The organism is Methylobacterium sp. FW306-05-D (genome assembly GCF_058782155.1).
This window is the reverse complement of sequence record NZ_JBYSXL010000021.1, coordinates 38,212-47,637: the sequence shown is the minus strand read 5'-3', so window position 1 is coordinate 47,637 and position 9,426 is coordinate 38,212. Positions and strand designations below refer to the sequence as shown.

Below are 9,426 nucleotides of genomic sequence, written 5' to 3'. Positions count from 1 at the left end.
TGGCAGCCTGCTGATGAAGAAGGTCGTCGGGATCGACACCACCACGGAAACCTACGACGCGGCCGGCACCCTCACCAACAAGACCGTCCTGCACGCCGACAAGTCCTACGAGGTCTACGCCAACGGCGTCACCGGCCGGGACTACGTGGCCTACCACGAGAAGTACGGCACCGATGCGAAGAACCTCTACCTCGACGTGACGAAGGCCGACGGTTCGCACATGGTGACGGTCAACGGATCGAACGTCGCTTTCAAGGTCGATGGACACGCGGACTCGATCTCCCTGAAGGGACAGAGCGACACGCTGGTCTTCGAGAAGGCGTTCGGGGGCAGCGCGGTGACCGGCTTCGATGCGGGCACCGGCGTCGGTCACGACGTGATCGATCTCAACGCCACCCTGGCGTCGAACTTCGCGCAGCTGAAGGGGATGATGCAGACCACGGGTCACGACACCCTGATCACCTTCAGCCCCGCCGATCATATCCTGCTGAAGGGCGTGGTCGCGGAGAGCCTGACGGCGTCGAACTTCGCCTTCCACTACGACCTGCACTAGGACGCTCCACGACCCGTCGACGCAACGGACCCGGCATCCAGTCGTTCACACCGGAGGCCGGGTCCGCAGGCCGTCCCGGCCCGGCGATGGCCGACCGCCCCTGGCGCGACAGGGCCTTCCGCGAAAAAGCCCTGGCGCGGCCGGGCCCCGTCGCGGGGGTCGAGGGCGCGTCAGTCGATCGAGCCGATCCGGAGATGGAAACCGTCGCGGATCGCGTGCGGCACGGGTCCGATCGCCTCGGACGCCTCGCTGAGGCGCAGGGTGAAATTCATGTCGTCGCCGGGCATCGGCTTCGAGGGGGCCGGCGGCATCGCCTGCGCCAAGCATGTGCCGAGCCCGAGGGCCGCCACCACCTGAGCGGTGATCCACGGGAACAGCTTCCGGAGGATGAGCCTCAGTTCCAGCCCGTCCGAGTCCGGGTCCGGAACCGCTGCGGGCCCGGGGGCCATGACGGGTCGGGTGCCCGACGACACCGGCAGCGCGCTGAAGTCGAAGACAGCGGCGTCGGAGCTGAATGGAAGAGACAGGTTATCCATGTCGATCAGATTGGCGCCCCGCGGCTAACACGGTGTTAACTGCCGGCCGGGGCAGGCGAACCTGTTTCGAACAGTGGCGGAGTCTGTTTGATCGGAGTCCGCCTGATCGAACCGAGAAAGCTTTGGCCGCAGGGGGCGGAGCAGGGTCAGCGGCAGGCGCGGGAACCGACCTTGCGCCGACCTTGCACCCGAGCCGCCGGCATGGTGGGGTCACGTCCGACACCGCGGCGGCATCGCCCCGATCGCGGGGCCTCGACCCATGAAACGTCGGCTCTGCCGCCGGCCCCGACCGTGCCGGGCGAGGGCCAGGGACACGCGAGGAAGCACCCGCACACCATGCAGGCCTATACCCGTCTCTCCGCCCGTTTCACCCGCCTCGGCGTCCTCAGCGACGCGGCCGGACTTCTCTCCTGGGACCGGCAGACGCTGATGCCCAATGGTGCGGCCCCCATGCGGGCCGAGCAGCTGGCGCACATCGCCGTCATCGGCCACGAGATCCTGACGGCGGCGGAGACCGGCGACCTGATCGCCCAGGCCCTCGACGAATCCCCGGGCCTCGGCGCGTGGGAGCGGGCGAACCTGCGCGAGATGCGCCGAGCCTATCTCCATGCCTCGGCGGTGCCGGCCGATCTCGTGGCGGCGAGTTCCAAGGCGTCGTCGCAATCCGGGATGATCTGGCGCGAGGCCCGGGCGCGATCCGATTTCGCGATGCTGGCGCCGGCCCTGGCCGAGACCCTGCGCCTGCAGCGGGCGGTCGGCGAGGCGAAGGGCGCAGCCCTCGGACTCGATCCCTACGACGCGCTCCTCGACGGTTATGATCCCGGGATGCGTCGCGCCGCGATCGACCCGCTGTTCGGGCATCTGCGCGCGACGCTGCCGGGTCTGATCGCGGCCGTCCGCGACCGCCAGGCGGGAGAGCCGGCGCCGCTGCCGCTGCCCGGCCCGTTCCCGGTGGAGACGCAGAAGGCGGTCGGCGAGCGCCTGATGCGGGCCGTCGGCTTCGATTTCGAACGGGGCCGGCTCGACGTCAGCCTGCATCCGTTCTGCGGGGGCGCCACCGACGACGTCCGGATCACCACCCGGTACGATGTCGCCGACGCCTCCGGCGCCCTGATGGGCGTGCTGCACGAGACCGGCCATGCCCTCTACGAGCAGGGCCTGCCCGCCGCGTGGCATCACCAGCCCGTGGGAACGGCCCGGGGCATGACCCTGCACGAGAGCCAGTCGCTGCTGGTGGAGATGCAGGCCTGCCGTTCGGCCGAGTTCTGCGCCTATCTCGCGCCCGTGCTGGCGCAGGCCTTCGGCGGGGAAGGGCCCGCCTGGAGCGCCGGGAACCTGCATCGCCACTACACCCGCGTCGCGCCGGGACTCATCCGGGTCGATGCCGACGAGGTGACCTACCCGGCCCACATCCTGCTCCGCTATGCGTTGGAGACGGCGATGATCGCGGGCGACCTCGCGGTGGCGGACCTGCCCGGGGCCTTCAACGACGGCCTGCGCGATCTCCTCGGGCTCACCGTCCCGGACGACCGGCAGGGCTGCCTGCAGGACATCCACTGGCCGAGCGGAAGCTTCGGTTACTTTCCGACCTATACCCTGGGTGCGATGGCGGCGGCCCAGCTGTTCCGGGCCGCCCGCGCCGAGGTGCCGGGCCTCTCCGTCGGCCTCGCGGCGGGGGATTTCTCGGGCTTGCGCCATTGGCTGCGCGACACCGTGCACGCCCGCGCCAGCCTGCTGGAGACCGATGAGCTCCTCGTCGCGGCGACGGGCAAGCCCCTCGGTGCCGAGGATTTTCTGGGCCACCTCCACCATCGGTATCTCGGCGAGACCTGATCCGCGCGGCCGGGACGGCCCTCGGTGGCATGTCGGCGATCCCGGTCGTCTTCACCCGCCGCCCGCTCCTGCGGGGCTGCGCCGCACCGCCTGCGAGCCGAGGCTCGCGCCCGGACGTGCATCCGGGAATTCCCTCGATCAGGCGGCAAGGCGCGTCGGGTGGTGATCCTCGCGCCGCCGGGAATCGTGGACGGAATCGTGTTCCGGGTGGTCCGCGCCCACGGCACCGTGAGGCCGCTCGCGGACGTCGATCGGGACACGGAGGGCCTTCGGCGCCGGGCGCGTCCGCGCCGGCCGGACATCGTCGGAACGCCCCTGACTCGGGTGCGCGACCTGCGCCCCAAGCGCCGCCTCGACGGCGGCAGCCCCGCGTTGGAAGCGACCCGGGCGGGCGATCCCGAGCGCTGAACCCGGTGGACCCGGCGCGGCGCAGGCTGTAGGTCGGCGGCCCTTCATCCAGCGGACCCGTGTCCGGAGACCTCCATGGCGGCCTGCGGCCTCGACTTCGGCACTTCGAACACAACCCTCGGCCTCGTCACGGGACAGCGCCCGCAGCTCGTGCCCCTGGAGGGGCGCCACCTCACGATCCCCAGCGCGATCTTCTTCCCGCCGGGGCAGGCCCCCGTCGTCGGCCGCGCCGCCATGGCCGAGTACCTGGAGGGAACGCCGGGCCGGCTGATGCGCAGCCTCAAGTCGGTGCTGGGCTCCTCCCTTCTGGAGGAGACGACCCCCGTCGGCCGCGAGCGCATCAAGTTCCGGGACGTGATCGGGCGCTACCTCGCGGCCGTGAAGGCGCGGGCCGAGACCGAGACCGGCCGCGTCCTCGACACCGTGGTCCACGGCCGGCCGGTCCACTTCGTCGACGGCGACCCCGAGGGTGACGCCCGGGCCGAGGATGCCCTGCGGGCGATCGCCCTCGGCATCGGCTTTCGTCACGTCTCCTTCCAGTTCGAGCCGATCGCGGCGGCCCTCGACTACGAGCAGCAGGTCCGGTCGGAGGAGATCGCCCTGATCGCGGATATCGGCGGCGGCACCTCGGACTTCTCGATCGTGCGGCTCTCGCCGGAGCGGCACGCGCGGCCCGACCGCAGCGGCGACATCCTGGCCAATGACGGGGTCCGCATCGGCGGGACGGATTTCGACCGCCGTCTCAGCCTCGGCACCGTGATGCCGCTCCTCGGCCTCGGCAGCGCAATGAATCGCGGCGACATCGATGTGCCCTCGGGCTACTTCCACGACCTCGCCACCTGGTCGAGCATCAACCGCCTCTACAACGCCAGGACCTTGCGCGAGATTGAGGAGGTCCGCCGCGACGCGCAGCGCCCCGAGCTCCTGGCGCGGCTCCACACCGTGGTGGAGGCCGAGCGCGGCCATTCCCTGGCGATGGAGGTCGAGGGCGCCAAGATCGCGACCTCGGAGGCGGGGCGGGGCCGGATCGACCTGGACTGGGTCGAGACGGACCTGGGCGCCGAGATCGACCGGACCGGCCTCGTCGCCCATACGGACGAACTCGCCCGCCGAATCGCCGAGCGGATCGCCCGCTGCCTCGCGCAGGCCGGCCTGACGGCGGACCGCATCGACGCGATCTTCCTCACCGGCGGCTCCACGGGCCTGCCCCATGTCCGCGCCGCCCTCACCGCCGGCGTGCCGAACGCGCGCGTGGTCGACGGCGACACCTTCGGTTCCGTCGGCACCGGGTTGACCCTGGAGGCGGCCCGGCGCGCGGCCTGACGGCGGGCGAAGGGCGGGAAAAGCGCGCCCGCGGCGGCGCCCGGGTCCCCGCGCCCTTTGTGGCGGCGCCGGCCGGTGTTACGAGCAGGCCATGACCACACGACCACCTTCACGCGGCGGCTCCGGGCGCAAGGGCGCCGGTCCGGGCCGCGGCGCCCCTCCCGGCCGCGCCTCCCGGCCGGGCAAGCCGGGCGCCTTCCGGCGGCCGGACCGCGAGCGCACGGGTCCGCGCACCAGCGCCCTCGATGCCGCCCATCGCGCGGCGCAGGGCCGCGGCGACGCCGCGGCCAAGCATGCGCCCTGGCGCCCCGGCCAGGAGGCGAGCGACCGCGAGGCGGCCCCGCGGGATGCCCCCGAGGCATTCGAGGAGGCGCCCCGGCGCGCACCGCGGACTCGGGCCGAGCGGCCGGCGCCGGCCCGGCGCCCGGGCGCCCCCCCGCGCGAGGCCGTGCCGGCGCCGGAGGGACCGACCCGGCGCGAGCAGCGCGCGGCCGCCTCGGCCACCCTGGCCTCCGGCGTCCAGACCCTCACGGTGGAGGCGGACGAGGCCGGGATGCGGATCGACCGCTTCCTGACGACCCGCTTCCCCCAGCTTCCCTTCACCCGCGTCCAGAGTATCGTGCGCAAGGGCGAGCTGCGCGTCGACGGCAAGCGGGCCAAGCCCAACGACCGGCTGGAGCCCGGCATGAGCGTGCGCGTGCCGCCGCTCAAGCTCGAGGCGCAGGGCGAGCGGCCCCGCTCGGCCGCGAAGGACGCCACCGACGCCGATTTCATCCGCTCGCTCATCCTCTACGAGGATGCCGAGATGATGATCCTGAACAAGCCCTTCGGCCTCGCGGTGCAGGGGGGCTCCGGCACCGTGCGCCACGTGGACGGCCTCCTCGAGGCGCTGACCGGCAAGGACGGGCAGAAGCCGCGCCTCGTGCACCGGCTCGACAAGGATACGGCCGGCTGCCTCATCGTGGCCAAGACGCGGCTCGCCGCCGCGACCCTGGCCAAGAGCTTCCGCTCGCGCTCGGCCCGCAAGGTCTACTGGGCCCTCACCGCCGGCGTGCCGCGGGTGGCGCAGGGCCGGATCTCGACCTACCTCGCCAAGGAGGAGCCAACGGACGCGGACGCGCGCATGCGGGTGGCCAAGCACGGGGACGAGGGGGCCGCGCACGCCCTGACCTACTACGCCATGGTCGACAACGCGGCGCAGAAGCTGTCCTGGCTGTCGCTGAAGCCGGTGACCGGGCGCACGCACCAGCTGCGCGCGCACGCCGCGCATATCGGGCACCCCATCGTGGGCGACCCGAAATACTTCAGCATCGAGAACTGGGAGCTGCCGGGCGGCATCCAGAACCGCCTGCACCTGCTCGCGCGCAGAATCGTGATCCCGCATCCGCGCACCGGGCAGCCGGTGGACGTCACGGCCCCGCTTCCGCCGCATATGGCGCAGAGCTGGAACCTGCTCGGCTTCGACGCGTCCCGCTACGACCCCATCGTGGAGGCGCCCGAGGCCTGAACGTCCCCGCCGCCCGTCGGGAGGTGCGGCACCTCGCCGGAGGACGAGGCGGGGCGGGCGCCGGGGTTGGACCTTGGCAAGCGCCCGCCATGCCTTATCCTCTCGATCCATCCCGGCCGGCGCCTCGCCGCCGGCCAAGGACTGTCGCGCCACGATGCATCGAGACACGATCCTGACGCCCGCGACCGTGATCGGCTGTGCGCTCCTCGCCCTCGCGTCCTGGAGCGCCGGCCCGTCCCTCGGCACGTCGGCGATGGCACAGGGCAATCCCGCAGGACAGAGCCGGCCCCAGGGTCAGTCTCAGAACCCCGCGCCGCCTCAAACCCAGCCGGGAGGGCAGCCTCAGGCGGCACCGGCCGCCCAGCCTCCGGCGCAGGGTCCGTCGCGAACCGCGGGACCGGGACAGGTCGCCGGCACGGGCGGCGGCCGCGGCGCCGCGCAGGTCGGACGGTCGCGCCGGCCCTCCTACGCGGCCTGCAATCGCATGTCCCATGCCCGCGGTCTGCGGGGCGGCGCGCGGCGCCGCTTCCTCGTCCGGTGCAAGCTCGGTTACGACAGGCCCCGCACCGGGCAGCCGCAGCCGGCGCCCGCCCGCCAGCCCTGAGGAGAGCCACCCGCATGGCGAGGTCGCTCCCTTGAAGCTCATCGTCTTCGACGTCGACGGAACCCTGGTCGACAGCCAGCATCTCATCGTCGCGGCGCAGGTCATGGCCTTCGCCGAACACGGCCTGACGGCCCCGAGCCGGAGCGAGTCGCTCTCGGTGGTGGGCCTGTCCCTGCCGCAGGCCTTCCGCCGCCTGGTCGGCGACGACGGGCCGATCGAGGGCCTTTCGGAAAGCTACAAGCGCGCCTTCAACATCCTGCGCATCGACCCGAACTACGAGGAGCCGCTGTTCCCCGGGATGGGCGAGCTGCTGACCCGGCTCCATGCGCGCGACGACGTGCGGCTCGGCATCGCCACCGGCAAGGCCCGGCGCGGCGTCGACCGCCTCATCGAGACCCATGGCTGGGAGGGGTGGTTCGCCACCACCCAGAGCGCCGACGACGCGCCCTCGAAGCCGGACCCCGCCATGCTGATGCGGGCCATGGCCGAGACCGGTGCCGAGCCCGGCGCCACGGTGATGATCGGCGACACCACCTACGACATGACGATGGCGGTGAATGCCGGCACCGCCGCGGTCGGCGTGTCCTGGGGCTACCATCCGGTGGGGGCGCTCTTCGGCGCCGGCGCCTCCATCGTGGTCGAGACCGCGGCGGATCTCGAGGCGCTGTTCCCGGGGCCCGCCCGCGCTCCGGCGCTCCGGCCCTGAGCGCACGGGGGCGCTCGCAGCCGCCGCGCCGATGCCCTATCTGAGGCCGCATGAGCGACGATCCGACACCCGACTGGCTTGGCAGCCCCGGCGGCGCCCCCCCGCCCGACCCGACCCGAGCGGCCCGCGGCCCGGCCAAGCCCGCGCTGCCCAAGCGCTTCTACGAACGGGCCGGTCTCGCCCCGGATGCGGACGGCTTTCGCCTGACCCTCGACGGCCGCCCGGCCAACACACCGGCCCGCAACGCCCTGGTTCTGCCGACGCCGGGCCTGGCCGAGGCCGTGGCCGCCGAATGGGGCGCGCAGGTCGCGGTCATCGATCCCGCCACCATGCCGCTGACGCGGCTCGCCAATACCGCCATCGACGGTGTGGCGCCCCGCCGCGACGCGGTGGTGGACGATCTCTCGGCCTATGCGGGGACCGATCTCCTCGCCTATCGGGCCGGCGAGCCGGACCGCCTCGTCCGGGCGCAGGCCGAGGCCTGGGACCCCGTCCTGGACTGGGCGCACGCGGCGCTCGGCGCCCGCTTCATCCTCGGCGAGGGCGTGATGCACGTCACGCAGCCCGACACCACGGTCGCGGCGCTGCGCCGGGCCATCGCGCAAACCGAGGGCCCGTTCCGGCTCGCAGCTTTGCACACGCTGACGACGCTGACCGGATCGCTCGTCCTCGCCCTGGCGGTGCTGCGTGCGCATCTGAGCCCGGACGAGGCCTGGGCCGCGGCCCACGTGGACGAGACCTATCAGGCGAGCGTCTGGGGCGGCGACGCGGAGGCGGAGGCCCGCCACGCCCTCCGGCAGGCGGAGTTCGAGGCCGCGGCACGCCTCGCCGCCCTCGCGGGGCCGGTTTGATCGCCGCGGGCGCGCGCGACCCGCGCGGGATTCGTTAAGCCCCCGATGCTACGCCGTTCCGGACACGAGAGCGGCGCGCGATGTCCGGGCAGAACGAGGAAGGCGCAGTCCCACGGCGGAGCCTGATGCCGCCCGTTCCCCGGTCGATGCGCGCGCGCCTCTGGCTCGCGATCCTCGCCTGCGCGATCCTCACCGCAGCCTGGATGCGCGCGGCGGGCCTCGCCCTCGATCTCGCGAGCGCGCTGCCCCCCGCTCTCGGCTGCGCCGGGATCGAACTCCTGGCGACGTTCTACGCGACCCGTCGGCCGGAGCCGCGCCTGGCCGCGACCCTGACCTGCCTCGCGCAGGTCATCGCCTTCAGCGCCTGCGCCGGCCTGTTGTCCTACGCCGTGGCGGCCGGGGGCGGTCCGCTCTGGGACGAGAGCTTCCTCGCCCTCGACCGCTCGCTCGGCCTCGACTGGCTGGCCTACCTGCGGGCCCTGAACGATCGCCCGGAACTCGGGCTCGTGCTGTCGCTGGCCTATCGGAGCCTGATGCCGCAGACGATCCTCCTGGTGATCGTGCTCGGCTTCAGCGGCCGGCTGGCCGCGCTGCAGGACTTCGTGCTGGCCTTCGTGATCGCCGGGCTCGTCGCCGTCCTCGTCTCCGGCCTCATGCCCGCGATGGCGATGTTCGTGCATCTCGGGCTGCGGCCGGAGGATTTCCCCGGCCTGCAGCCGGCCGCCGCCTACGTTCATCTCGCTCCTCTCTCGGGCCTGCGCGATGGGACGCTGCGGATCATCGCCCTCGGCCAGATCGAGGGCATCATCACGTTCCCGAGCTTTCACGCGGCGCTCGGAGTCCTGTTCATCCGCTACTTCTGGCTGTCCCGGCTCACCCGCTGGCCCGGCTTGGCGCTGAACGCGATGCTGATCGCCGCGACCCCGATCGACGGGGGCCACTACTTCGTCGATGTCGGCGCCGGCGCCCTGATCGCGTGCGCCGCCATCGCGTGCGCCCGCCTCGCGGGCCGGACGTCGCGATCGGCCGGCGGCGCCCCGGCTGCCTCCCTCCGCCTCGGTCCGACCTCCGCCTGAACGGCTTCGCGCACGACCAACGATTGATT

At 72.9% G+C, this 9,426-nt stretch carries 10 protein-coding genes; 9 read left to right on the top strand and 1 reads right to left on the bottom strand.

Annotated features, from left to right (window positions below):
* On the top strand, nucleotides 1-553 hold a 553-nt coding region (locus tag AC3WLN_RS10030), incomplete at its 5' end, for a hypothetical protein (protein ID WP_492480859.1).
* Nucleotides 554-723: 170 nt separating this feature from the next.
* On the opposite strand, the gene AC3WLN_RS10025 is transcribed toward AC3WLN_RS10030, so the two are convergent.
* Nucleotides 724-1,002, bottom strand: coding sequence for a hypothetical protein (locus AC3WLN_RS10025; RefSeq protein ID WP_492480858.1), 279 nt, complete (start codon nucleotides 1,000-1,002; stop codon nucleotides 724-726).
* A 423-nt stretch (nucleotides 1,003-1,425) separates the two neighbouring features.
* Here AC3WLN_RS10025 and AC3WLN_RS10020 point away from each other — a divergent pair, with 423 nt between their 5' ends.
* The 8 genes from AC3WLN_RS10020 to AC3WLN_RS09985 all read left to right on the top strand — a co-directional run bounded on the left by AC3WLN_RS10020 (nucleotide 1,426) and on the right by AC3WLN_RS09985 (nucleotide 9,397).
* On the top strand, nucleotides 1,426-2,922 hold the full coding sequence (locus AC3WLN_RS10020; protein WP_492480857.1) for a carboxypeptidase M32: 1,497 nt from the start codon (nucleotides 1,426-1,428) through the stop codon (nucleotides 2,920-2,922).
* A gap of 159 nt (nucleotides 2,923-3,081) precedes the next feature.
* Nucleotides 3,082-3,330 carry a hypothetical protein gene (locus tag AC3WLN_RS10015; protein WP_492480856.1) on the top strand — a complete coding sequence of 83 codons (249 nt, stop codon included), beginning with the start codon at nucleotides 3,082-3,084 and terminating at the stop codon, nucleotides 3,328-3,330.
* Between the two features lie 75 nt (nucleotides 3,331-3,405).
* On the top strand, nucleotides 3,406-4,653 hold the full coding sequence (locus AC3WLN_RS10010; protein ID WP_492480855.1) for an Hsp70 family protein: 1,248 nt from the start codon (nucleotides 3,406-3,408) through the stop codon (nucleotides 4,651-4,653).
* Nucleotides 4,654-4,744: 91 nt separating this feature from the next.
* Nucleotides 4,745-6,160 carry an RluA family pseudouridine synthase gene (locus AC3WLN_RS10005; RefSeq protein WP_492480854.1) on the top strand — a complete coding sequence of 472 codons (1,416 nt, stop codon included), beginning with the start codon at nucleotides 4,745-4,747 and terminating at the stop codon, nucleotides 6,158-6,160.
* Nucleotides 6,161-6,314: 154 nt separating this feature from the next.
* A complete protein-coding gene (locus AC3WLN_RS10000) occupies nucleotides 6,315-6,764 on the top strand; it encodes a serine/threonine protein kinase (protein ID WP_492480853.1) in 450 nt (149 codons plus the stop codon).
* A gap of 31 nt (nucleotides 6,765-6,795) precedes the next feature.
* The gene (locus AC3WLN_RS09995; protein WP_492480852.1) at nucleotides 6,796-7,470 is read left to right on the top strand and encodes an HAD-IA family hydrolase; all 675 of its coding nucleotides are present in this window, start codon (nucleotides 6,796-6,798) and stop codon (nucleotides 7,468-7,470) included.
* Nucleotides 7,471-7,520: 50 nt separating this feature from the next.
* Nucleotides 7,521-8,321, top strand: a complete 801-nt coding sequence (locus tag AC3WLN_RS09990; RefSeq protein ID WP_492480851.1) for an ATP12 family chaperone protein — start codon at nucleotides 7,521-7,523, stop codon at nucleotides 8,319-8,321.
* A 125-nt stretch (nucleotides 8,322-8,446) separates the two neighbouring features.
* Nucleotides 8,447-9,397, top strand: a complete 951-nt coding sequence (locus AC3WLN_RS09985; RefSeq protein WP_492480850.1) for a phosphatase PAP2 family protein — start codon at nucleotides 8,447-8,449, stop codon at nucleotides 9,395-9,397.
* Nucleotides 9,398-9,426 lie beyond the last annotated feature (29 nt).